General features: G+C 43.4%; 18 protein-coding genes and 5 tRNA genes. 19 read left to right on the forward strand and 4 right to left on the reverse strand.

What is annotated here, in order from left to right; genetic code table 11:
• Positions 1–15: 15 nt before the first annotated feature.
• Both betB and betI read right to left on the reverse strand, forming a co-directional pair.
• Entirely contained in the window at positions 16–1494 is a 1479-nt protein-coding gene (gene betB, locus AACS90_RS00315) for a betaine-aldehyde dehydrogenase (RefSeq protein ID WP_099119895.1), read from the reverse strand.
• A 34-nt stretch (positions 1495–1528) separates the two neighbouring features.
• Complete coding sequence (betI, locus tag AACS90_RS00320; RefSeq protein ID WP_099110763.1) at positions 1529–2110, reverse strand: transcriptional regulator BetI; 582 nt, start codon at positions 2108–2110, stop codon at positions 1529–1531.
• 209 nt (positions 2111–2319) lie between these two features.
• Here betI and AACS90_RS00325 point away from each other — a divergent pair, with 209 nt between their 5' ends.
• Positions 2320–4362 (forward strand): choline transporter, encoded by a 2043-nt coding sequence (locus tag AACS90_RS00325; protein ID WP_099119896.1) that lies wholly within the window; start codon positions 2320–2322, stop codon positions 4360–4362.
• Positions 4363–4405: 43 nt separating this feature from the next.
• On the opposite strand, the gene AACS90_RS00330 is transcribed toward AACS90_RS00325, so the two are convergent.
• Positions 4406–5650, reverse strand: coding sequence for an MFS transporter (locus AACS90_RS00330; RefSeq protein WP_099119897.1), 1245 nt, complete (start codon positions 5648–5650; stop codon positions 4406–4408).
• Between the two features lie 397 nt (positions 5651–6047).
• Here AACS90_RS00330 and dinB point away from each other — a divergent pair, with 397 nt between their 5' ends.
• On the forward strand, positions 6048–7103 hold the full coding sequence (gene dinB, locus AACS90_RS00335) for a DNA polymerase IV (RefSeq protein ID WP_099119898.1): 1056 nt from the start codon (positions 6048–6050) through the stop codon (positions 7101–7103).
• Between the two features lie 104 nt (positions 7104–7207).
• On the opposite strand, the gene pepD is transcribed toward dinB, so the two are convergent.
• Positions 7208–8668, reverse strand: a complete 1461-nt coding sequence (pepD, locus tag AACS90_RS00340; RefSeq protein WP_099119899.1) for a beta-Ala-His dipeptidase — start codon at positions 8666–8668, stop codon at positions 7208–7210.
• Positions 8669–8926: 258 nt separating this feature from the next.
• Between pepD and gpt the strand changes: the two genes are divergently transcribed.
• The 17 genes from gpt to AACS90_RS00425 all read left to right on the forward strand — a co-directional run bounded on the left by gpt (position 8927) and on the right by AACS90_RS00425 (position 24629).
• Positions 8927–9385, forward strand: a complete 459-nt coding sequence (gene gpt, locus AACS90_RS00345; protein WP_099119900.1) for a xanthine phosphoribosyltransferase — start codon at positions 8927–8929, stop codon at positions 9383–9385.
• 240 nt (positions 9386–9625) lie between these two features.
• Positions 9626–10873 carry an esterase FrsA gene (gene frsA, locus AACS90_RS00350; protein WP_099119901.1) on the forward strand — a complete coding sequence of 416 codons (1248 nt, stop codon included), beginning with the start codon at positions 9626–9628 and terminating at the stop codon, positions 10871–10873.
• Between the two features lie 73 nt (positions 10874–10946).
• Positions 10947–11336 carry a sigma factor-binding protein Crl gene (crl, locus tag AACS90_RS00355; RefSeq protein WP_099119902.1) on the forward strand — a complete coding sequence of 130 codons (390 nt, stop codon included), beginning with the start codon at positions 10947–10949 and terminating at the stop codon, positions 11334–11336.
• Between the two features lie 326 nt (positions 11337–11662).
• The gene (gene proB, locus AACS90_RS00360) at positions 11663–12766 is read left to right on the forward strand and encodes a glutamate 5-kinase (protein ID WP_099120189.1); all 1104 of its coding nucleotides are present in this window, start codon (positions 11663–11665) and stop codon (positions 12764–12766) included.
• Positions 12767–12776: 10 nt separating this feature from the next.
• Positions 12777–14030, forward strand: a complete 1254-nt coding sequence (gene proA, locus AACS90_RS00365) for a glutamate-5-semialdehyde dehydrogenase (RefSeq protein ID WP_099119903.1) — start codon at positions 12777–12779, stop codon at positions 14028–14030.
• Positions 14031–14194: 164 nt separating this feature from the next.
• Entirely contained in the window at positions 14195–14725 is a 531-nt protein-coding gene (aroL, locus tag AACS90_RS00370) for a shikimate kinase AroL (RefSeq protein WP_099119904.1), read from the forward strand.
• Positions 14726–14872: 147 nt separating this feature from the next.
• Positions 14873–17020 carry a bifunctional acyl-ACP--phospholipid O-acyltransferase/long-chain-fatty-acid--ACP ligase gene (gene aas, locus AACS90_RS00375; protein WP_099120190.1) on the forward strand — a complete coding sequence of 716 codons (2148 nt, stop codon included), beginning with the start codon at positions 14873–14875 and terminating at the stop codon, positions 17018–17020.
• Positions 17021–17023: 3 nt separating this feature from the next.
• On the forward strand, positions 17024–18220 hold the full coding sequence (gene lplT / locus AACS90_RS00380; protein WP_099119905.1) for a lysophospholipid transporter LplT: 1197 nt from the start codon (positions 17024–17026) through the stop codon (positions 18218–18220).
• Between the two features lie 25 nt (positions 18221–18245).
• Positions 18246–18749, forward strand: coding sequence for a nicotinamide-nucleotide amidase (pncC, locus tag AACS90_RS00385; protein ID WP_099119906.1), 504 nt, complete (start codon positions 18246–18248; stop codon positions 18747–18749).
• A gap of 234 nt (positions 18750–18983) precedes the next feature.
• Complete coding sequence (gene recA, locus AACS90_RS00390; RefSeq protein ID WP_099110751.1) at positions 18984–20060, forward strand: recombinase RecA; 1077 nt, start codon at positions 18984–18986, stop codon at positions 20058–20060.
• A gap of 314 nt (positions 20061–20374) precedes the next feature.
• A complete protein-coding gene (gene alaS, locus AACS90_RS00395) occupies positions 20375–23002 on the forward strand; it encodes an alanine--tRNA ligase (protein ID WP_099119907.1) in 2628 nt (875 codons plus the stop codon).
• Positions 23003–23250: 248 nt separating this feature from the next.
• Positions 23251–23436 carry a carbon storage regulator CsrA gene (gene csrA, locus AACS90_RS00400; RefSeq protein ID WP_010845367.1) on the forward strand — a complete coding sequence of 62 codons (186 nt, stop codon included), beginning with the start codon at positions 23251–23253 and terminating at the stop codon, positions 23434–23436.
• A 444-nt stretch (positions 23437–23880) separates the two neighbouring features.
• Positions 23881–23973: transfer RNA gene (locus AACS90_RS00405), tRNA-Ser, on the forward strand.
• A gap of 87 nt (positions 23974–24060) precedes the next feature.
• Positions 24061–24137: transfer RNA gene (locus AACS90_RS00410), tRNA-Arg, on the forward strand.
• Positions 24138–24224: 87 nt separating this feature from the next.
• Positions 24225–24301 (forward strand) — tRNA-Arg (locus AACS90_RS00415).
• Between the two features lie 87 nt (positions 24302–24388).
• Positions 24389–24465 (forward strand) — tRNA-Arg (locus AACS90_RS00420).
• Between the two features lie 87 nt (positions 24466–24552).
• A tRNA-Arg gene (locus tag AACS90_RS00425) sits at positions 24553–24629 on the forward strand.
• Positions 24630–24657: the final 28 nt, after the last annotated feature.

Consider the following 24657-nt stretch of genomic DNA (forward strand, 5'->3'; position numbering starts at 1 on the left):
TGTTTCAGTCATTGTTTAAAATAGTGATTCAAAATTACCCAGCTCAACCTGTACAGATTTAGTCTGTGTGTAATGTTGCAGTGTGACCAATCCGTTTTCACGACCGACACCGGAATGTTTATAGCCGCCGACAGGCATCAAAGCCGGTGATTCCCCCCAAGTGTTGATCCAGCAGATCCCTGCTTCGAGCTGGTGGATTACGCGATGGGCGCGGGAGAGATCGTTTGTCACCACTCCGGCGGCAAGGCCGTAATCCGTATTGTTCGCACGGGCAATGACTTCATCTTCCGTTTTATAGGTCAGAATAGACATCACCGGGCCGAAAATTTCTTCCTGTGCAATAAGCATGTCATCTGTGCAGTCTGTGAAGACGGTTGGTGCAACAAATGCCCCTTTCGCCAGCTCACCGTCCATAAGGCGTTTACCGCCATACAGCAATCGTGCACCCGCATTTTTACCGCTTTCTATATAGCGCAGAACTGATTCCATATGGGGGAAACTCACCAGAGGGCCGAAATTGGTATTCAGATCGAGAGGTGAACCAATGCGGATCCGTTTAACGCGCTCCATTATTTTATTTTCAAAATCAGGAAGCAGTGTTTTCGGGACAAAAACGCGTGTGCCGTTGGTACAGACCTGACCAGAGCTGAAATAGTTTGCCATCATGGCAATATCGGCAGCCCGATCCAGATTAGCATCATCAAAAATAATCAGCGGAGATTTTCCACCCAGTTCCATCGTGACTTCTTTCAGTGTTGAACCGGATGCATTAGCCATCACTTTTTTACCGGTGGTGATTCCGCCGGTAAAAGACATTTTGGCAATTTTCGGATGGACAGCCAGATAATGGCCTGCTTCATGTCCCATGCCTGTCAGTACGTTAAATACACCATCAGGCAGACCCGCTTCGGTATAAATTTCAGCAAGTTTCAGGGCGGTGAGGGATGTCACTTCACTGGGTTTGAAAATCATGGCATTACCCGCTGCCAGTGCGGGAGCTGATTTCCACAGAGCAATCTGGATTGGGTAGTTCCACGCCCCAATGCCTGCGACGATACCCAGCGGTTCTCGCCGTGTATAGACAAAAGAGGATTCACGCAATGGCATTTGCTGGCCTTCGAGTGCCGGGATCAGACCTGCATAATATTCCAGAACATCGGCACCGGTAACGATGTCAACCTGCTGGGTTTCGGAGAGGGGTTTACCGGTATCCAGAGTTTCCAGTTCAGCCAGTTCATTATTGCGTTCACGCAGAATATCAACGGCTTTAAGCAGGATGCGGGAACGTTCTGTCGCCGTCATAGCTGCCCAGATTTTCTGCCCTTTTTGTGCACTTTCCACTGCCAGTTGAACATCTTGTTCAGTTGCAGATTGTAACTGTGCAATGATTTCACCATTAGCCGGATTGACAGCATCAAAAATATTTTTATCAGGATGGGTACTGTCAACATAAGCACCGTGAATATAAAGTTTCTGTAAACCAAAACGGGTCATGGGTTCTCCTTAGGTCAGAATTCAGGAAGAGTGGTCATCTGAGTTTCTGTTCGATGTAATCGAAAGTAATAGTGAATGCACTTTCTACGTCAAAAGGTTTGCTACTTAAGGCACTTCTCAGCCAGATGCCGTCAATCAGAGCTGCCAGCCCCTGTGCTGCAAGCTGTGCTTCTCTTCTGGGCAAAGCCCTGCTGAATTCGACACAGATATTGGAATATAGCCGACGTTCGTTGACTTGCTGTAAGCGGTATAAGCTGGGTTGATGCATACTGCTTGCCCAAAAAGCCAGCCAGGTTTTCATGGCTGCACTATTAATCTGACTGGTGTCAAAATTTCCTTCAATGATGGCTTTTAGCCTGTGAAGAGGGGTTGCGTTGTCGAGCAGCCTTAATCGTCGAGCCACCGCCATCTGGAGTTGATGCAATAAGTGCCGCATGGCCGCTTCAAGCAACTTATTCTTATCTTTGAAGTAATGGCTGATGATACCGTTAGAAACGCCCGCTTTTTTGGCTATTTGCGCAATACTTGCTTCCTGCATTCCAACTTCATTGATGACAGCTAATGTAGCATCAATAAGTTGCTGTTTTCTTATTGACTGTATTCCAACTTTGGGCATGACTTTACGCTCAGCAATCAATGATTCGATGGCTATTAAACTTTTTTTTGATTGAATGTTCAATCAAAATTAAATATGTTTTATTACAATATTTTTACAAAAATTAGTTGAGGTTATAGAAGATGTTTTAATTTTTATTATTTTATTCAACATGTTATGGATATTACTCTTTTTTGTTTTTTCTTTTTCACTTACTTCAGGAACTGCCTATGAATACCGGAGACAGTCCAAAAAATACTCAGAAGGATTCACTAAACTCTGTCGTTTTTTTTACCTCAGCCGCATTAATTATTCTCTTTTCGCTTTTCACGCTCTTCTTTACGGATGCAACAAGCATCTGGATAAAAAACACCCTTAACTGGGTTTCGAAAACATTTGGTTGGTACTACTTGCTGGCAGCCACGCTTTACATTGTCTTTGTCATTTTTGTGGCAGCTTCCCGCTTTGGCGCTATTAAGCTGGGTCCGGAACAATCCAAACCTGAGTTCAGTTTGCTCAGTTGGGCGGCAATGTTGTTTGCGGCTGGCATAGGCATTGATTTGATGTTTTTCTCCGTGGCTGAGCCGATTACTCAATATATGCGTCCGCCAACGGGTGAAGGGGAAACAATTGAAGCAGCTCGTCAGGCGATGGTGTGGACACTGTTTCACTATGGCCTGACGGGCTGGTCTATGTATGCTTTGATGGGGATTGCACTGGGCTATTTCAGCTATCGTTACAATCTGCCATTAACTATCCGCTCGGCGCTTTACCCTATTTTCGGGAACCGTATTAAAGGGCCGATTGGTCATACTGTGGATATTGCCGCAGTGATAGGGACGATTTTCGGCATCGCGACAACACTTGGGATCGGGGTTGTACAGTTAAACTACGGACTAAAAGTGTTGTTTGGACTGCCGCAGGGGTTGGGTGTTCAGGGCGGGCTGATATTGCTGTCGGTTATCGTGGCAACAGTGTCTGTAACCTCTGGTGTCAACAAAGGTATTCGGTTTCTGTCTGAGCTGAATGTACTGCTGGCGTTAGGATTAGTGCTGTTTATTCTGTTTGTAGGAGATACAGAGTTTTTGCTTAATGGGCTGGTACAGAATGTGGGTGATTACATCAGCCGGTTTATGGGCATGACTCTCAATAGCTTCGCGTTTGAGCGCCCGACGGAGTGGATGAATAGCTGGACGTTGTTCTTCTGGGCGTGGTGGGTTGCCTGGTCACCGTTTGTCGGATTATTTCTTGCCCGTATTTCCCGAGGCCGAACGATCCGCCAGTTTGTGATGGGCACACTGATCATTCCATTTGTGTTTACCCTGATTTGGCTGTCTGTTTTTGGCAATAGCGCGTTATACGAAATTCTTCACGGCAACCACGAATTAGCGGAAACGGTGTTAGTCCATCCTGAGCGGGGGTTTTATAACCTGCTGGCACTTTATCCGGCTTTCACGTTCAGTGCTTCAGTTGCCACAATTACAGGGCTGTTGTTTTATGTTACTTCGGCAGATTCTGGCTCACTGGTTCTAGGCAATTTCACTTCTAATCTCAGTGACATTAATAACGATGCACCGAACTGGCTGAGGATATTCTGGTCTGTGGCGATTGGTGTACTGACGCTGGGTATTTTGATGACTGACGGCATCTCAGCGTTACAGAATATGACGGTAATTATGGGACTGCCTTTTAGTTTTGTGATCTTTTTTATCATGGCGGGGGTGTATAAGTCGTTACGGGTTGAGGATTTTCGCAAAGCCAGCGCATTGCAGAATACATCTCCGACATTGGTGCATGATAATGGATCGCTGAACTGGAAACAGCGCCTGAGCCGTATGATGCATTTTCCGGGTACGAAAAGTACTCAGCGTATGCTGGATATGGTGTGTCGTCCTGCGATGCAGGAAGTTGCAAAAGAGCTGGAGTTACGTGGTGCAAGTGTGCAGTTTAATATGCTGCCGTCAGAAGAAGATAAACGCCTTACTCCAATTGAGTTGATTGTCGATCTGGGAGATGAACAGAATTTTATCTATCAGATTTGGCCTCAGCGTTATTCTGTTCCAGGGTTTACTTACCGTGCAAGATTAGGCAAATCTTATTATTTCCGGCTGGAAACTTTCTTAATAGAAGGAACGCAGGGTAATGATTTGATGGGGTATACAAAAGAACAGATTATTAGTGATATTCTCGACCATTATGAGAAGCATCTGAATTTTATTCATCTAAATCGTGAATCTCCGGGGCAGACGTTAATTTTTCCTAACGGGGTGTAAATCAGAGGTGGCCTGCAATAATATTGCAGGCCAATTTAATAATTTATTTTTTAGTATAAAATGCCTCAGGATAGATTTTTTCATAGTATCCATTTAATTGGCTTTCTGACATTTTTGATATCTCAATATATTTCGGTGAAGAGAGAATCAATAATGAGATTAATGCCATGAAGAAAGAAAATCCGAGTAATAATATTTTAATATCATAACTCTCAATAATATAAGTGGCTGTCAGCATACCCAGAGGAATGGATGCCATACAAATAGCAGTAAATTTAGACTCCATTGAATTACGATAGTTTTCTGGTGTTGCAAGGCAACGAATGGAGGTGGTATTTATATTGTAAATTACTAATCCTATTCCACAGATCAACATGTAACAACATAATTCAGTAAAAGAGTCGGCATGAGATATACCAGCAATACAGAGCGCCATAGTCAATGCAGCAATAAAAGCAGTATGAGCCTTACAGAAAATCTTATTTATCTGATTGATAATAACAAGGCTGCCTAGCATCATGCCAATCCCAAAGGTTGCCTCAGCAATACCAACATGCAAGGCACTTAGTTTAAACTGATTCAAAATGATAATAGGCAGGATGTACATGATTAATGGTGTAATCGCAAAATTAAAAAAAGCCGCAACAAATGAGAGCCTTATCTCTGTTGAATTTTTGGTAATGATTCTAATACTTTTTTGCCCGCGATGCCCGGCTTTCTCTGGCGTTTTTTCTGAATTTGTTTTGATAAAATAAAACCCAATCAGTGGCAGTAATGACATTACGGCGATAAAAATCAATGAACCATCAATATTAAAGTAATGAATAATTAATCCGGAAATTGCCGGGCCAAGCATGGTATTAATGGAGTTTACCAGACCTCGATATTTAAATGCCTTGTCTAGTTTTTTGTTATCCATTATTTCAGGGATAATACTTATTCCTATAGGCTGAATGATAGCCGTGGCAACTGATGTTGCAATATATATCAGGCCTAATGATAAATAAAAATTGTTGTCTAATAGGTTAGAGATGACAAAAAGAATAAAAGAAGGGATAGTACAGTACAGCACAACACTTCTCTTATTTATTTTGTCACCTATTTCTCCAAATTTAATTAAGAATAAAATCTGAAATAGCCAACAAAAAAAGATAAACCAGCCGAGTTTTAATTCTAGCTTTAGTATTTCAATCATCCACCAGGAAAATAGCATACCAAATGCTCTTGTTGACGAAGTAAACAGAATATCAGATATCTGATATAAATAAAAAGAACGATTATTGCTCATCAGAGTCCTTACTTTGGAGTCAAATTTAACAGGGTTTGAGAATGTTAGGGTGATATTTGTGCAAGAGGTTTCTCATTTTGTGTGATTTGTAATAGTTTATTGTTTGCTGTTAGTTTTAGTTAAATCTGTCTGCCATGAATTGCACAAAACTGCAGTTTATTTTTTATGTTAATAAAAATAAATAATAAATTTTGATAGTTTTATTATTTTAAATGTTACTAGACTAGTTAATAAATTATCGTGAGGTGATAATTTTTATCTTAACAAAGGTTAAATATTGTTCAGATAGTGAGAGACGATAGTAAAATGAAAGTTGTGCAGTAACAGATTAAAAAAAGTAGCATATCATGAATTTATTCTGTATATTTATACAGTATTTTTGTCGTGGAGAGTTCAGATGCGCAAAATTATTCATATCGATATGGACTGCTTTTTTGCTGCCATTGAAATGCGGGATAATCCGTCACTCCGCGATATCCCGATAGCTGTTGGTGGTAGCGCTGACAGGCGGGGAGTCATCAGTACTGCAAATTATTCTGCCCGCCGTTACGGTGTACACAGTGCTATGTCTACTTCAATGGCAATGAAGTTATGCCCCCAACTGAAAGTCCTTTCAGGGCGTATGGCCTACTATAAAGAAGTGTCTCAACATATCCGCCAGATTTTTGCCCGCTATACCGATCTGATCGAACCCTTGTCGCTGGATGAAGCCTATCTGGATGTTACCGATTGCCAGTATTGCCAAGGATCAGCAACATTAATTGCCAAAGAAATTCGACAGGTGATTTTTGATGAATTGCAGCTAACGGCTTCAGCAGGAATTGCCCCTGTTAAATTTCTGGCAAAAATAGCTTCTGATATCAATAAACCCAACGGTCAGTATTTGATTTCACCCACACAGGTTGACGATTTTGTGCAATCTCTGCCATTACGTAAAATTCCCGGAGTGGGGAAAGTCACCGCCGGGCGCTTGTCTGATATGGGGTTAGTACTTTGTTCCGATGTACAAAACTATGACAAGTTAGAATTAATAAAAAAACTGGGTAAATTTGGACTTGTGCTCTGGCAGCGTTGTCATGGTATTGATGAGCGCCTGATAAAACCTGATCGTTTACGTAAGTCTGTTGGGGTAGAAAAAACGCTGGCGAAGGATATTCATGACTGGCGTGATTGTGTTGAGTTGATTGAACAGCTTTATCCCGAGCTGGAAAAAAGGCTGGGAAAGGTCAAACCAAATCTTCGCATTGCTCGTCAGGGTATTAAATTAAAATTTGATGATTTTCAGCTAACCACACAGGAGCATACGCATCCGTTACTGGATAAACAGGATCTGCTGAAGGTTGCCCAACAGGCTTGGGAGACACGTCGGGAAGGTAGAGGAGTCCGGCTAGTTGGCCTGCATGTGACATTACAAAGCCCACAACTGGAACGACAACTATTGCTTGAGTTGTAATGCGGTTTGTTAGTGATCTTTTGTTTTACGAAAAAGATACTGTTAAGTAGTGTGTGGAATATGAAGAAGGAATATTCCCCTGTCCGTAGACAGGGGAGACTGTATTATTCTTTCACTGGGATAGCTTTCAGGATAGCTGTCAATAATTGCCAGTACTGGCCAACACTCTTAATGTGAACCCTTTCATCAGGTGAGTGGGCACCACGGATAGTTGGGCCAATGGAAACCATATCCATATCAGGGTAGGGTTTTTTAAATAATCCACATTCCAGACCTGCATGGATTACCATAATGTTTGGTGTGCTGTCGAACAGCTGGTGATAAGTTTCACGTACTAAGTGCATTACCGGGGAATCGGCATCCGGTTGCCAGCCAGGGTAGTCACCACTTGCTGTTGCTTCTGCGCTGGAAAGTTTGGCCAGAGAGTTGAGCATCCCGACAACATAAGCCTTACCACTTTCAATCAGTGAACGGATAAGGCAGATAACCTCGACGTGGTCTTCTTCCATATTGACAACACCCACATTCAGGGATGTTTCTACAACACCTTTTGCAACATCACTCATGCGAATAACACCATTAGGCATTGTATTCAGCATAGCGATAAAGCGGGACTGACAATCTGCCGTTAATGCCTGTGATGAGGTTTTGACGTCATCCAACAAAAGAGTCAGGTTAGTTTCAGCGACCGCATATTCGTTCTTCAGTATTTCCAGATAATTATCTTTTACCTGATGTAGTTTTGGCAGCTGAGCTGTTGGGACGGCAATGATAGTAGAACCTTCACGAGGGATTGCATTACGCAGAGTACCTCCCTGTAAATGGATCAGTTTCAGCTCCAGCTCATCACTGTATTCAGCAAGGAAACGGGCCAGTAATTTATTGGCATTACCTAATCCCAGATGGATATCACCACCGGAATGACCACCTTTTAATCCTTTAATGGTCAGTTGTAGTGTTTGATAGTTTGCAGGCAGAGGTTCGCGGGAAAGTGGCAGTGTTGAAACATAATCTACCCCACCGGCACAACCCATATAGATTTCGCCTTCTTCTTCTGAATCGGTGTTGATCAGAATATCAGCCTGTAACCAGCCCGGTTGAAGACCAAATGCGCCATCCATACCCGCTTCTTCAGTCATTGTCAGTAATACTTCCAGAGGGCCGTGCTTGACAGATTCATCGGCCAGTACTGCTAGCGCGGAAGCCATACCAATACCATTATCTGCGCCCAGTGTTGTACCTTCAGCGGTTATCCAGTCACCATCAATGTAAGGACGAATAGGATCTTTCGCGAAATCGTGCTGTGTATCATTGTTCTTTTGCGGAACCATATCAAGATGAGCCTGAAGTACGACCGTTTTACGGTCTTCCATGCCCTTTGTGGCCGGTTTTCTTATCAGGATATTACCGACTTCATCACGTTCAACATGGAGGTTTTTATCCTCAGCCCATTCAATGATGTGAGAAGCAAGTTCTTCCTCATGATAGGATGGATGTGGAATGGAGCAAATTTTAGCAAAAATATCCCATAATGGTTGGGGGGATAATGTTGATAATTCGGACACGGCGAATCTCCTGTAACTTCATCTTGATGAAATATAAGTGTAATGTTTGACATCTCGGGGGGCTTTATCATCTTGAGCTGCCCAGTGTCTATGTTATGCCTGAGAATACCATTTTCTGATTAGTAATGCGCTTTCAGGATCAGGATGTTCCTTGTTTTTGCTGGTTTTTGCGGGCTCAAATCACTATAATCCCGCGCAACCTTTATTCCGCAACAAACTCTTTTCTGAGAATATTCTTAGTTTCCAGGATCAAATTTTATGAGCGAAAAATATGTCGTAACGTGGGATATGTTGCAAATACATGCCCGTAAACTGGCGCAGCGTTTACTTCCTGTAGAGCAGTGGAAAGGCATTATTGCTGTAAGTCGTGGAGGCCTTGTGCCGGGTGCCTTGCTGGCCCGTGAGCTGGGTATCCGCCATGTTGATACAGTCTGTATTTCCAGCTATGACCACAATAATCAGCGTGAATTAACGGTACTCAAGAAAGCCGAAGGAGATGGAGAAGGCTTTATCGTTGTTGATGATTTGGTTGATACCGGCGGAACTGCTCAGGCAATTCGTGATATGTATCCAAAAGCGCATTTTGTGACGATCTTTGCCAAGCCAGCAGGTCGTCCGTTAGTAGATGATTATGTGATTGATATCCCCCAGAATACATGGATTGAACAGCCGTGGGATATGGGCGTAGTGTTCGTGCCACCTATTTGCGATCAGTAATTATTCCCTTCATTTTTCCAGTTATTTCTTTGCTGATTGCTTTGCTTTACATAATTACGCCCCAGTCACATAGTTATCTATGCCACTGGGGATTTTAATGAGAGAGGCCCTTGTTTCTCACCGGAGGCCAGTCTTTGGCTGAGTAAATACGTTCCGACGAATCTGGTATTCTTTTGTTATCGCAATGCAGCTCAGAACTTATTGGATATCTTGTAATAAGCAGTAATAAATTTCTTTGTCATGACTAAACAGAACCTTTCAGAATCACTGTTTAAACCGCAGGTTAAACAGCAGGAAACGTCTACATTGGTAAAATACGTTTTGCCATCATCAGCTCATGCTGATAATAAAATGCTCGGTGGCGAACATCAGGAACGCTGGTATCGCATGATTAACTGGCTCGCCTGGATCTGGAGGGGCATCGATCCGCTGGAGATTCAGGAGATCCTCAGCAGGATTGCTGTAACAGATGCTGAACGCAGTTATGATCATCTATTGGATACTGTAATTGGTTACCGCAAAGGGAACTGGGTATATGAATGGTCACAGCAGGCGATGCTCTGGCAACAGAAAGCACAACATGTTGAGCAGTCGTCTGAAGCCAGTCAGTGTTGGTTAAGAGCTTCAATGTTATACAGCATTGCTGCTTACCCTCATCTGCACGGTGATGAGCTGGCTGATCAGGCGGTTGTTCTGGCTAATAAAGCCTATGAAAATGCAGCACATTTCTCTGACTATCAACTGAAAAAACTGAAATTTCAGCTGGAAGATGGCAAAACTGTTACCGGTTTACTGCATATTCCTCCCGGAGTTCAGGAACCATGCCCAACAATACTGGTTTGCTCTGGTATTGATAGCCTGCAAAGTGATTGCTGGCGACTGTTTCGGGATCATTTCTCACCACAGGGCTTTGCGATGCTAACGGTGGATATGCCTTCCGTAGGTTATTCAGCGAGATTTACGCTGACACAGGATACCTGCGCTCTTCATCAGCAGGTATTGCAGCAATTGGATAGCATCCCGTGGATCGATCACACAAGAATAGGTATTTTTGGTTTCCGTTTCGGCGCCAATATTGCCGTTCGTCTTGCCTATCTGGAATCCAGTCTTATTAAGGGTGTGGCAGTGGTCAGCCCGGTTGTTCATGAATTGCTGCATAATGAGAGATTGCAGCAGAAAATTCCGTCAATGTATATCGATATACTCGCCAGTCGTTTGGGTATCTATCATGTGGATGAAGCAGTTTTGCGTTCAGAACTGAATTGTTATTCATTAAAAAATCAGGGATTACTGGGTCGTCGTTGTTCTGTGCCAATGTTCTCAGTGTATTGGAAAGATGACATTTTTAGCCCGGCGGAAGATTCAAAACTGATTGCCAGATCTTCGCTGGATGGCTCTTTATTAGCTATTCCTGCTATGCCTGCTTATAGTGGTTTCAGTAAGGCATTACACGCAGCAAGTGTATGGTTGAAAGATAAAGTTAACTAAACTGAAATTTAATCATTGATATTTTTTAATCATTTGATACAACTGTTCTTCTGTTTATAAAGGAGACCTTTGTATGACTGTACCCGTAAATTATTCCAGAAATAAGTTGTTGAAGAGTTTTTCTGCATTAGGGCCTTATTTACGCGAGTTAAAATGCCAAAATGACTATTTCTTCTTTGATTGTCTGGCGGTCTGCGTTAGTGCGAAAGCAGCGCCAGAAAAACGGGAGTTCTGGGGCTGGTGGTTAGAATTGGAACGACAGGAAAAAGGGTTCATTTATAATTATCAGATAGGTCTGTTTGATAAACATGGCGAGTGGCTGCCTATGAATATCAAAAAAGAAGCAGATCTCAGGCAGCTTGAATTGACATTACAGGCATTTCATCAACGCCTGTCTGATTCTTTGGGTAACCTTAAACTCACGCTTAGCCCATCTGAAAATACCTTCACCCCACAAAATTAAGTCTATTAACCGGGTTTATTTTATCCCTGCCAGATTTTAAGTTGCAGCCTTACTGGCTGCGCTGTTTTTTTGGATAGCTACACCCCCGGCTAGAGAGTTGTCTGTGTTGCCGGGGTGTGCTGATACTTTCCTGCCTATCACCAGAGGCCGGATTTTGGCTGTATCTTGAAACTGGCAGGGTATAAATCAACTTTTTTTGAATTTTGTGTTATGCCAGTTGGCATAATGCTTCTCTCCTGCTAAAACTGAGCACTGTTTTTTGAATGTGTTTTGAATTTATTGTTTTTTCAAATTAGCTTTTTCAAATTAATAATGGCAGAAATATGATGAATGGCCGACAAACATTGGTTGTGAAACTGGGAACGAGTGTACTGACAGGGGGTTCCCGCCGTTTGAATCGTGCTCACATAGTAGAGTTGGTTCGGCAATGTGCGCAGTTACATGAGAAAGGTCACCGTATTATTATTGTGACTTCCGGTGCAATTGCAGCAGGTCGGGAACACTTGGGTTATCCGGATCTTCCGGCAACCATTGCTTCAAAGCAATTGCTTGCAGCCGTAGGGCAAAGCCGCCTGATTCAGTTATGGGAGCAACTTTTCTCCATCTATGGCATCCATGTCGGGCAGATGTTACTGACTCGTGCCGATCTGGAAGATCGCGAACGTTTTCTGAATGCAAGGGATACGTTGCATGCACTGCTTGATAATCACATTATCCCGATTATCAATGAAAATGATGCGGTAGCAACGGCGGAAATTAAAGTCGGTGATAACGATAATCTTTCTGCACTGGCGGCAATTCTGGGCACTGCTGATAAGTTATTGCTCCTGACCGATATTGAAGGTCTGTATACTGCTGATCCCCGTAATAATCCTGATGCTAAACTTATCCGTGAAGTACACGATATTAGTGATGAACTCAAAATGATGGCCGGAGACAGCGTATCAGGTCTCGGAACCGGGGGAATGGCAACAAAACTTCAGGCGGCAGGAATTGCTGGTCGTGCCGGCATTGATGTCATCATCGCTGCTGGTAACAGAGAGAATGTGATTGCTGATGTGATTGAAGAAAAATCAGTGGGAACACGTTTTCATGGTTTGACCAGCCCGATGGAAAATCGCAAACGCTGGATTTTCGGGGCTCCTTCTGCGGGCGAAATTATTGTCGATGATGGCGCAGAAGCGGCTATTCTCGCAAAAGGCAGCTCTTTACTGCCGAAAGGCATTAAAAGTATTACAGGCGACTTTTCCCGTGGTGAAGTGGTTCGTATCTGTAGTTTATCCGGTAAGAAACTGGCTCACGGTGTATGCCGTTACAATAGTGATGCTTTACGCCTGATTGCAGGCCGTCACTCACAGGAAATCAGTCAGATATTAGGTTATGAATATGGTGCAGTTGCTGTGCATCGTGATGATATGATCGTAAGTTAAGGATTCCACCATGCTAGAGCAGATGGGAAAAGCAGCCAAGGCAGCATCATGGCAACTGGCTCAATTAAGTACTAGTCAGAAAAATCAGGCCCTAAGTCACATTGCTGATTTACTTGAAAAAGAAGCAGAAGTGATCCTCACCGCCAATCAGCAGGATATGGAACAAGCCCGTAAACAGGGTATAAATGAAGCATTACTTGATCGCTTATTACTGACTCCTGAGCGTTTGAGTGCGATTGCTAATGACGTCCGTCAGGTTTGTCGTCTGGCTGATCCTGTCGGTCAAGTGATGGACGGACAATTGTTGGATAGCGGACTGCAACTGAGTCGCCGCCGTGTTCCCCTTGGGGTAATTGGGGTAATTTATGAAGCCCGCCCTAACGTTACGATTGATGTCGCATCACTGTGCCTGAAAACAGGGAATGCAGTGATATTACGTGGTGGTAAGGAAACTCATCATACCAATCAGGCAATGGTTAAAGTCATTCAGCAGGCGCTGGAACAAAGTGGCTTGCCAGCCTCAGCAGTACAGGCAATTAATAAACCAGATCGTGAGCTGGTTGCTAAAATGCTGAAAATGGATCGCTATATCGATATGTTGATCCCGCGTGGTGGTGCCGGTTTGCATAAACTTTGCCGTGAGCAGTCCACTATCCCGGTAATCACCGGAGGAATTGGCGTTTGTCACACATTTGTGGATGAGCATGTGAATTTTGAAAAAGCACTGGAAGTTATCACTAATGCTAAAATACAGCGCCCAAGCGCATGTAATGCATTGGAAACTTTGCTAGTACATGAAAAAATAGCCGCTGATTTCCTGCCGGAACTGAGTGCCAGAATGAAAGAGCAGGGCGTAACACTGCATGCGGGTGCGTCAGCAATGGCATTGCTACAGAATGGCCCGGCAAAAGTGGTTGCCGTGACAGAAGAAGACTATTGTGATGAATGGCTTTCTTTGGATATGAATGTGGAAATTGTCAGCAATATTGATAAAGCGATTGAGCATATACGTCATTATGGCACAGCCCATTCGGATGCTATTCTGACGGAGTGTTTACAACATGCTGATTACTTTGTGCATCGTGTTGACTCTTCGGCGGTATATGTAAATGCAAGCACACGCTTTACTGATGGTGGTCAGTTTGGTTTAGGAGCTGAAGTTGCTGTCAGTACTCAGAAACTACACTCCAGAGGCCCAATGGGTCTGGATGCTCTGACGACTTACAAATGGATTGGTTACGGAGATTACCTTTCCCGTCGATAATGACAATATTCATTTTAAATAATATTTAATCAGAGTAAGTCACACTTAATGTAAAGTGTGGCTTTTTATATACAAGAACATATATTTTTTACATAGGTGTAAATGTTTAGTTACTATACTTTGTATTTAGGTTTAACAACACAAAACTTCAGGAAAGCAACGAAATGAAACAGACTCTATTTATCGTGGGTGCACGAGGTGCAGGGAAGACGACAATAGGTAATGTGTTGGCTGAAGTATTATCGTATCAATTTGTTGACACTGATGAAGATGTCCAGATTGCTTGTGGAATGACAATTGCGGAGCTTGTTGAGCAGCGTGGCTGGGATTATTTCAGAAAGCTGGAAAGCGACACACTGAAAGCGGTTAGTCAGCGAAACAGAGTTGTGTCTACCGGTGGTGGAATGGTGCTGGCAGCAGAAAATCGGCAGTATATGCGGCAAAACGGTATTGTAGTTTATTTGCAGGCACCCGCTTCTGTTTTGGTTGAGCGGCTCTCTCTTAATCCGGAGAATTCACAGCGTCCCAGCCTGACCGGAAAATCCATAACAGAAGAAATAACCGGAGTGTTGGCAGAGAGGGAACCACTCTATTGTGAATGTGCGCACCTCATTGTGGATGCTACCTTATCGATAGAAAATATCGTTCTTGAAATTCAAAGCTATATATTAAGTCAATATAAACAGATAATTTGATATATTTTTTTATTTTTACGCTTATTTATTATAAGACTAATAAATCCTGTATCTCAGATCATTTATACCTCTTATAGTATCATTCTACTCACTCACTTTAATTTTATTTAATTATTTATATTGAGATATATGGATTGAGATATGGATATACTCTTAAAGGTTCTGAGGTTACTTGTACGTGTACTCTTCAGAGTGACAGTCGAAGGTGACGATAAGCATTTAAAACACCCTAAATGTATTATTACACCCAATCATATTTCCTTTCTTGATGGGCTCCTGATAGGGCTTTTCCTGCCGGGAAAACCAGTATTTGCCATTTATTCCAATATTGCGACAAAGGGCTTTCTCAAATTTATTAAACCTTTTGCTGATGTTGTGCCGTTGGATCCAAACAATCCGATGGCAATCAGGACGCTGGTTAAGGAAATTGACAAAGGTCGCCCGATAGTGATTTTTCCTGAAGGTCGGATCACGGTAACGGGCTCCCTGATGAAAATCTACGATGGCGCAGCATTTATTGCGGCGAAGTCAGAGGCAAAAATTGTGCCTATCCGTATTGATGGAGCGGAACAAAGCGTGTTCGGGCGGTTAAGAGGCGTCATGAAGCAGCATTGGTTCCCTAAAGTCACCATCCGGATTTTACCTGCAATGGATTTCCCAATGCCAGATGCGCCGGATTCTAACAGTCGCCGCCGTCTGGCAGGAGAGAAACTGCATGCTGTTATGATGGATGTGAGGATGCAGACTCGTCCGAAAGAAACGTTATTCAGTGCGTATCTCGCAGCCCAAAAGCGTTTCGGGCGTTTTAAACCCTGTATTGAAGATATTGCACTGAAAGAAGATAGCTACCATACATTTCTGAAAAAGATATTGGGCTTTAGCCGGATTTTAGAGCGCTTTACTCAAGAAGGTGAAAGAGTCGGGCTTTTATTACCTAATGCCACAGCTATGGCGACCACAATATACGGTACGTCACTGAGAGGGCGAGTACCTGCTTTGCTGAACTACACGGCAGGCAGCAATGGCATTAAAAATGCGATACAAGCAGCAACTATCAAAACAATCATCACTTCCCGCCAGTTTCTTGAGAAAAGTCAGCTGACGCATCTACCAGATCAGGTAACAGAAGCAAATTGGGTATATCTTGAAGATTTGAAAGAAACTATTACGTGGGAAGATAAATTGTGGGTGCTTTGGCATTTGATTTTTCCCGCAAAAGCGGCTTTACCTTCACAGAAACCAGAGGATGATGCACTCATCCTGTTCACTTCTGGGTCTGAAGGGGCACCGAAAGGCGTTGTTCACAGCCATGCCAGCTTACTGGCAAATGTTGAGCAAATTAAAACGATAGCTGATTTTACTCCACAGGATCGTTTTATGTCGTCTTTACCTTTGTTCCATGCATTTGGGCTGACCGTTGGGTTATTCACTCCCCTGATGTCAGGAAGCCGTGTATTCCTGTACCCGAACCCGCTGCATTACCGTGTTGTTCCTGAAGTTGTTTATGATCAGAACTGTACTGTTCTGTTCGGAACCTCAACTTTTCTGGGTAATTATGCCCGCTACGCTCATCCTTATGACTTCTCCCGCTTGCGCTATGTCGTTGCTGGTGCAGAAAAACTGTCGGAAGAAACTAAGCGTGTCTGGCAGGATAAATTTGGTATCAGGATCCTGGAAGGCTATGGCGTAACTGAATGCGCTCCTGTTGTCGCCATCAATGTCCCAATGGCAGCCAAAGTAGGCACAGTCGGAAGAATTTTGCCGGGTATGGAAACACGTTTATTACCTGTGCCGGGTATTGAAGTGGGCGGACGTCTGCAAGTACGTGGGCCAAATCTGATGAAAGGCTATTTGCGGGTTGAAGCTCCGGAGCGTCTAGAACCGCCGACGGCAGAAGATGCGGAAGGCAATATCCAGACAGGCTGGTATGACACAGGTGATATTGTATCCATTGATGAAGAAGGTTTCTGTACGATCAAAGGACGGGTAAAGCGTTTTGCCAAACTGGCAGGTGAAATGGTTTCTCTTGAGGCCGTAGAGCAAATCGCTTCACGTGTTTCGCCTGAAGCTCTGCATGCAGTAACAGCAAAAGGTGACCGTAGCAAGGGAGAGGCACTGGTGTTGTTTACAACAGATACCGTTTTGAACAGAAGTGTGATGTTGCTTACCGCCCGTCAAATTGGGTTACCTGAACTGGCAGTTCCACGTGATATTCGTTATGTGAAGCAATTACCTTTACTGGGCAGTGGCAAACCTGATTTTGTCACATTAAGAAAAATGGCAGAACAGGAGTAAAAAATGAATGGTACTGTGGAAACACAACCATTGCTCAACCGGGGAATGAAGGCTGTTTTACTATCCCAGTTTCTCTCCGCTTTTGCCGACAACGCCTTATTCTTTGCGATATTGGCTCAATTGAAAGCTGAATCTTATCCGGGATGGAGCCTGCCGGCTCTGCAAATGGTTTTTGTGCTGACCTATATCGTATGTGCCCCTTTTGTGGGGCAAATTGCTGATCGGTTCCCGAAAGGCAGGGTTATGCTCTTTTCCAATGGCATCAAATTGCTGGGAGCCATCAGCATCTGCATTGATATGAATCCTTTCCTGGGATATACCCTTGTAGGGATCGGGGCGGCAGCTTATTCTCCGGCCAAGTATGGTATTTTAGGGGAATTGACAGACGGCAGCCACTTGGTCAAAGCCAATGGATTGATGGAAGCTTCGACGATTGCAGCCATTCTGATTGGTTCTGTGGTGGGTGGTTTTCTTTCTGATATAAACCTATTTCTTGCATTAGGAATATGTGCCCTGATGTATAGCGCGGCAGTAATAGCCAATTTGTATATACCCCGTTTAGCGGCAGCCCGGCTGGGAAAAGGCTGGGATCTTAAAGCAATGCTACAGGATTTTATTTCGGTAATTTCTTCCCTTTGGAATAACTCAGAAACCCGCTTTTCTTTGGTCGGAACCAGCCTGTTTTGGGGAGCGGGTGTTACTCTGCGCTTTTTGCTGGTTGCGTGGGTTCCTGTTGTTCTGGGCGTTGAGGGTAATACAACGCCAACCTTGATGAACGCCGTAGTCGCTATCGGCATTATTGCGGGGGCGGGATTAGCAGCACGGTTTATTACACTGAGTACGGTGCGCCGCTGTATGCCAGCCGGAATACTTATTGGTGTGATTGTTATCATGTTTGTCTTGCAACACTCAATATGGCATTCGTACCTATTCCTGATTACGATTGGTTTGTGTGGTGGTCTTTTTGTTGTGCCATTAAATGCGCTGTTACAGGAACATGGGAAGCATGAAATGGGCGCTGGTAAAGCTGTAGCAGTACAGAATTTTGGTGAAAACAGCGCAATGTTGATCATGCTGGGGTTATACTTAATTTCCACCATGCTACAAATATCCGTTATTACTATAGGTATTGGCTTTGGGATACTATTCTCTTTAGCAATCGGTGGATTATGGATTTGGGATCTGCTTCGGAAAAATTAATTTCTTATAGAGTTAAAGGCGTACTATGGATGAAAAAATCCTGAATCAGCTTAGTATTGAACTAGGGAAAAGGTTACGCCAGAAAAATCTGTCTATTACCTGTGCAGAATCCTGCACAGGAGGATGGATTGCCAAGGTAATCACAGATGTTGCGGGAAGCTCTGCCTATTTTGATCGTGGCTTCGTGACTTACAGTAATGATTCAAAATGTGAAATGCTGGGTGTTTCACCGATATCATTAGTCGAGTCAGGAGCCGTCAGCGAGCAGGTTGTGAAAGAAATGGCTTTGGGAGCATTAGATGCCGCTAAGGCTGATTTTGCGGTTTCAGTCAGTGGTATCGCCGGGCCGGATGGTGGCAGCAAAGAGAAACCCGTTGGCACTGTTTGCTTTGGATTTGCTGTCCGTGATGGCACAAAGAGATATACAAAATCATATCGCCGACTTTTCACTGGTGACCGTAATGCTGTTCGTCTCCAGTCTGTTATTTTTTCTTTAAAAACATTGCTGGAAGAAATCATAAAAAATTAACTTGATGCTGTATGATTATACAGTATAATTAGTTCCAGTATTTTGGTCGTATAAACCATATTGATCTTATAAAGCACATCGGCTTTATAAAGTGATTTACGAAACGTGGACTTATAAACATTGTTTTTTAAATAAATTTTTATTAAACAACGAGTCTTATTAGGCATAGCATCAGAAACGGTTTATCAGCAGTGGGGCAGCCCCCTTCACTTCATTGCTTACGAGGGAGTAAACATGGCTAACGATGAAAACAAACAAAAGGCACTAGCAGCGGCACTGGGCCAGATTGAAAAACAATTTGGTAAAGGTTCAATTATGCGTTTGGGCGAAAACCGCTCAATGGATGTTGAAACCATTTCCACTGGCTCACTGTCTCTCGATATTGCTTTGGGGGCAGGTGGTTTGCCAATGGGGCGTATTGTTGAGATATACGGACCTGAGTCTTCCGGTAAGACAACGCTGACTCTTCAGGTTATTGCTGCTGCTCAGCGCGAAGGCAGAACATGTGCTTTTATCGATGCTGAACACGCCCTCGATCCGGTTTATGCTAAAAAACTGGGTGTAGATATTGATAACTTACTGTGTTCTCAGCCTGATACCGGTGAACAGGCACTGGAAATCTGTGATGCCTTGTCACGTTCTGGTGCGGTTGATGTTATTGTTGTTGACTCCGTTGCTGCATTGACACCAAAAGCAGAAATCGAAGGTGAAATCGGTGATTCACATATGGGGCTGGCGGCTCGTATGATGAGTCAGGCAATGCGTAAACTGGCAGGAAACCTGAAAAACTCGAATACTCTGCTTATCTTTATCAACCAGATCCGTATGAAAATTGGGGTTATGTTTGGTAACCCAGAAACGACGACTGGTGGTAATGCACTGAAATTCTATGCATCTGTTCGTTTGGACATCCGCCGTACCGGTTCAGTGAAAAACAGTGATGAAGTTGTTGGCAGCGAAACCCGCGTGAAGGTAGTCAAAAACAAAGTTGCAGCACCATTTAAACAAGCTGAATTCCAGATTTTGTATGGAGAAGGCATCAATACTTATGGTGAGCTTATCGACCTGGGTGTTAAACACAAAATGGTGGAAAAAGCAGGTGCATGGTACAGCTATAACGGCGATAAAATCGGTCAGGGTAAAGCCAATGCGACAAATTATCTGAAAGAGCACCCGGAAATCGCATCTGAGCTGGATAAAAAACTGCGCGAGTTATTGCTGAATAATGCTGGTGGGTTCAGTAGCGCGGCTGAAGATTATGTCACTGATTATGAAGACAATGCAGAAGAAGTAAATAACGAAGAGTTTTGATTGTTATTTCTTCTGTGCCGCAGTCTTGTGGTCAGAAAGAGTTCTGAAAAAACCACATCCTTTAAGGGTGTGGTTTTTTCTTTTATGGAGAGAATAAATACCTGTGTAATAGGTGCGTCGGAACTGGTCTGACAAACAGACTTTCAGAAAATGCTCAGACGAATTACAATGCTGAAAAGCGAATAGATTTATATGGAATTTTACTTCTTATGGAAGAGACTCTATCTTAACCCTGTTCGTGAGTTGAAATAGTGATAAAACTTGTCACTTCAACCATCCATGATTCTGTTTTTCAGCTTGATTTCGGGACAATTATGAGCAAAAGCACCGCTGAGATCCGTCAAGCGTTTCTTGACTTTTTTCAAACTAAAGGGCACCAGATAGTACCAAGCAGTTCATTGGTGCCGACTAATGATCCAACATTGTTGTTCACCAACGCAGGAATGAACCAGTTCAAAGATGTTTTCCTTGGATTGGATAAAAGGCCTTATACCCGAGCAACAACGGCTCAGCGCTGTGTTCGTGCTGGTGGTAAGCATAACGATTTAGAAAATGTTGGTTACACAGCCCGCCATCATACTTTCTTTGAAATGTTGGGTAATTTCAGTTTTGGCGATTACTTTAAACAGGATGCAATTAATTATGCATGGGAATTGCTGACTGGGGCTGAGTGGTTCAACCTGCCAAAAGAAAAACTGTGGGTAACTGTCTATGAGACAGATGATGAAGCCTACGAGCTCTGGAGCAAAGAGGTCGGCGTTCCTACAGAAAGAATTATTCGCATTGGTGATAATAAAGGTGCCCCTTACGCGTCAGATAATTTCTGGCAAATGGGAGACACAGGTCCTTGCGGTCCTTGTACCGAAATCTTCTATGACCACGGTGAACATATTTGGGGTGGTCCTCCGGGTAGCCCGGAAGAAGACGGTGACAGGTATATTGAAATCTGGAATATCGTTTTCATGCAGTTTAACCGCCATGCTGATGGCACAATGGAGCCACTGCCAAAACCTTCCGTTGATACAGGAATGGGATTGGAACGTCTCGCTGCGGTACTGCAACATGTAAATTCCAACTATGAAATTGATGCATTCCGTGATCTGATTGCCTCAGTAGCAGAAGTCACAGGTGCTACTGACCTCACTAACAAATCTCTGCGTGTTATTGCCGACCATATTCGTTCATGCTCATTTTTGATTTGCGATGGTGTTATTCCGTCGAATGAGAACCGGGGTTATGTGCTCCGTCGTATTATTCGTCGTGCTATCCGTCATGGGAATATGCTGGGCGCTAAAGAAACATTCTTCTATAAGCTGGTTGCTCCGTTGATCAAAATTATGGGAGCCGCAGGCGAGGAACTTCAGCGCCAGCAAGCATTGGTTGAGCAGGTACTGAAAACAGAGGAAGAGCAGTTTGCTCGTACTTTGGAGCGAGGTCTGCAATTACTGGATGAAGAGCTGGCCAAACTGTCCGGTAATACTTTAGATGGCGAAACCGCTTTCCGTCTTTATGATACCTATGGATTCCCTCTTGATCTGACTGCTGACGTCTGTCGTGAGCGTGATATCAAAGTTGATGAAAAAGGTTTTGAATCTGCGATGGAGAATCAACGCCGTCGTGCTCGCGAATCCAGTGGATTTTGTACTGACTATAATGACGTCATTAAAGTTGATGGGCAAAGCGAATTTTCTGGTTATGACCATGATTCTCAGCAAGCCTCTGTAACTGCCATTTTCCGCAATGGAGAGGAAGTCGATCATCTGAATGCAGGTGATGAAGCGATCATTATTCTTGATAAAACTGCTTTTTACGCTGAATCCGGTGGACAAGTCGGTGATACAGGCAAATTGTCAGGTACTGAAGGTGTATTTGAAGTTACTGATACACAAAAATACGGTCAGGCAATTGGTCATGTTGGTAAATTGATAAGTGGCAGCCTGACTGTAAATACAGCAGTTAACGCTGAAGTTGATGTGGCACGCAGAAATAACATTCGTCTGAATCACTCAGCAACTCACCTGCTACATTCAGCACTGCGCCAAATTCTTGGAGAACATGTCTCTCAGAAAGGCTCTCTGGTCAATGACAAATATTTGCGCTTTGACTTCTCCCATTTTGAAGCAATGAAGCCAGAGCAAATTCGTCTGGTAGAAAATTTGGTGAATGAAGAAGTCCGTAAAAACTCATCAATTATTACAGATGTAATGGATTTGGAAGAGGCGAAGACCAAGGGTGCTATGGCACTATTTGGCGAAAAGTACGATGAGAAAGTGCGTGTATTGAGCATGGGAGAGTTCTCCACTGAGTTATGTGGTGGTACTCATGCGAGCCATACCGGCGATATCGGATTATTCCGTATAACCAGTGAATCAGGTACAGCTGCAGGTATCCGCCGTATTGAAGCTGTAACAGGGCAAACCGCACTTAATTCTATTTATCAGCAGACTGATTTATTGCAAGATATAGCTTATTTGGTGAAGGGCGATATCAATAGCCTGAACGAGAAAGTTAAAGCCACGCTGGATAGAACGAAGCAGCTGGAAAAAGAATTGCAACAGCTGAAATCTCAGCAGGCAGCTCAGGAAAGCTCTTCTTTGGCTAATAAGGCAAAAGATATTCAGGGTGTGCGCCTGCTGGTAACTCAGTTGGGTGATGTGGAACCAAAAATGCTCAGAACAATGGTTGATGATCTGAAAAATCAACTAGGATCAGCAATTATTGTGCTTTCTACTGTGACTGGTGATAAAGTCACCCTAATTGTTGGTATAACGAAGGATTTGACTGCTAGAATAAAAGCGGGCGATTTAATCTCTTTCGTTGCCCAACAAGTTGGAGGTAAAGGAGGAGGTCGTCCTGATCTTGCTCAGGCTGGCGGGACAGATGTAGCAGCTCTTCCTTCCGCATTGGACAGTGTAGAAGAGTGGGTCACATTGCGGTTGTAGTTGGTATTGCAGTGATAGTAGTGGCACCATGGAAGCAATCTTTTTATGGTGCCAAATGTTTTTCGTTGTGAAATTGTTGAAATGTTGTGCACATACTTATATTTTAGCTATCCTATAGATATAGGAAATGTGTTCAAAACTGCTTATACTTTAAGTAGATATCATAGCTTTACGTTTTCACGGTGTTTGATGGATAATAGCGGGGAAACCTAGAGACCCGACTCTTTTAAATTTTCAAGGAGCAAAGAATGCTTATTCTGACTCGTCGAGTTGGTGAAACGCTCATGATAGGCGATGAGGTAACAGTTACAGTACTGGGAGTTAAAGGCAACCAAGTTCGTATTGGTGTAAATGCGCCCAAGGAAGTTTCTGTTCACCGTGAAGAAATTTATCAACGGATTCAGGCAGAGAAGTCTCAGCCTACAACTTTTTAATTCAAGAATGGCGTCCATGCTTTTTTAAAACTTGGGCGCTACTCTACTTCCCTTCTTTATAAACCACGTCGATTTATCTCTCTTTGTTACCTTAATTCTATTCTCTCACGTCTTTTCATTTTCTATCTGTCGAAAAGGCCTCATTCATGATGTCATAGCGATGAATAATTTTTTCGATAAATCTTCACAGGGATTCGGTGATTTTGCTGTTGATAAAACAGCCTTTTAGACGTTAAATCAAACGTTTTGTGCGCAAAGTATTCAAACGGAAAAAAGTTGTGAGAAATTGTTTGACTTATCAGGCTGGGAAAGTAATATGTGCGCCATCGCAACGACGAACGGCTTTAAGAAAAGCTTCTGAGTGAGTCTCAGGGGTGAAGCTTAAAAGAGTTATTAAGTGAAAGCTTAAAAACGAAAACCTGAGTCAAGAGTTTTAAAGCGTATGGTGAGGTGGCCGAGAGGCTGAAGGCGCTCCCCTGCTAAGGGAGTATGTGGTTAAGAGCTGCATCGAGGGTTCGAATCCCTCCCTCACCGCCATTTTAAAAGCCGCGATTTACTAGGTATCTCAATTCTGAACAGTTAGGCAATCAACAGCGCCTGAACAGAACACTGAAAACCGACAATGCATCCGTAGCTCAGCTGGATAGAGTACTCGGCTACGAACCGAGCGGTCGGAGGTTCGAATCCTCCCGGATGCACCATATTAAATATATCTGATTTATCGGGTATTCAATTCTGGAAAATCGGGTAAGCGACAGCACCTGAACAGAACATAGAAAATTGAAGATGCATCCGTAGCTCAGCTGGATAGAGTACTCGGCTACGAACCGAGCGGTCGGAGGTTCGAATCCTCCCGGATGCACCATATTAAAAATATCTGATTTATCGGGTATTTAATTCTGAAAAATCGGGTAAGCGACAGCACCTGAACAGAACATAAAAAATTGACGATGCATCCGTAGCTCAGCTGGATAGAGTACTCGGCTACGAACCGAGCGGTCGGAGGTTCGAATCCTCCCGGATGCACCATATTAAATATATCTGATTTATCGGGTATTTAATTCTGAAAAATCGGGTAAGCGACAGCACCTGAACAGAACATAAAAAATTGAAGATGCATCCGTAGCTCAGCTGGATAGAGTACTCGGCTACGAACCGAGCGGTCGGAGGTTCGAATCCTCCCGGATGCACCATATTAGATAAACCCCTGCCTTAATAGGC

Origin of the sequence: Xenorhabdus sp. KK7.4 (genome assembly GCF_963876465.1) — a bacterium.
Taxonomy (GTDB): Bacteria; Pseudomonadota; Gammaproteobacteria; order Enterobacterales; family Enterobacteriaceae; genus Xenorhabdus; species Xenorhabdus stockiae.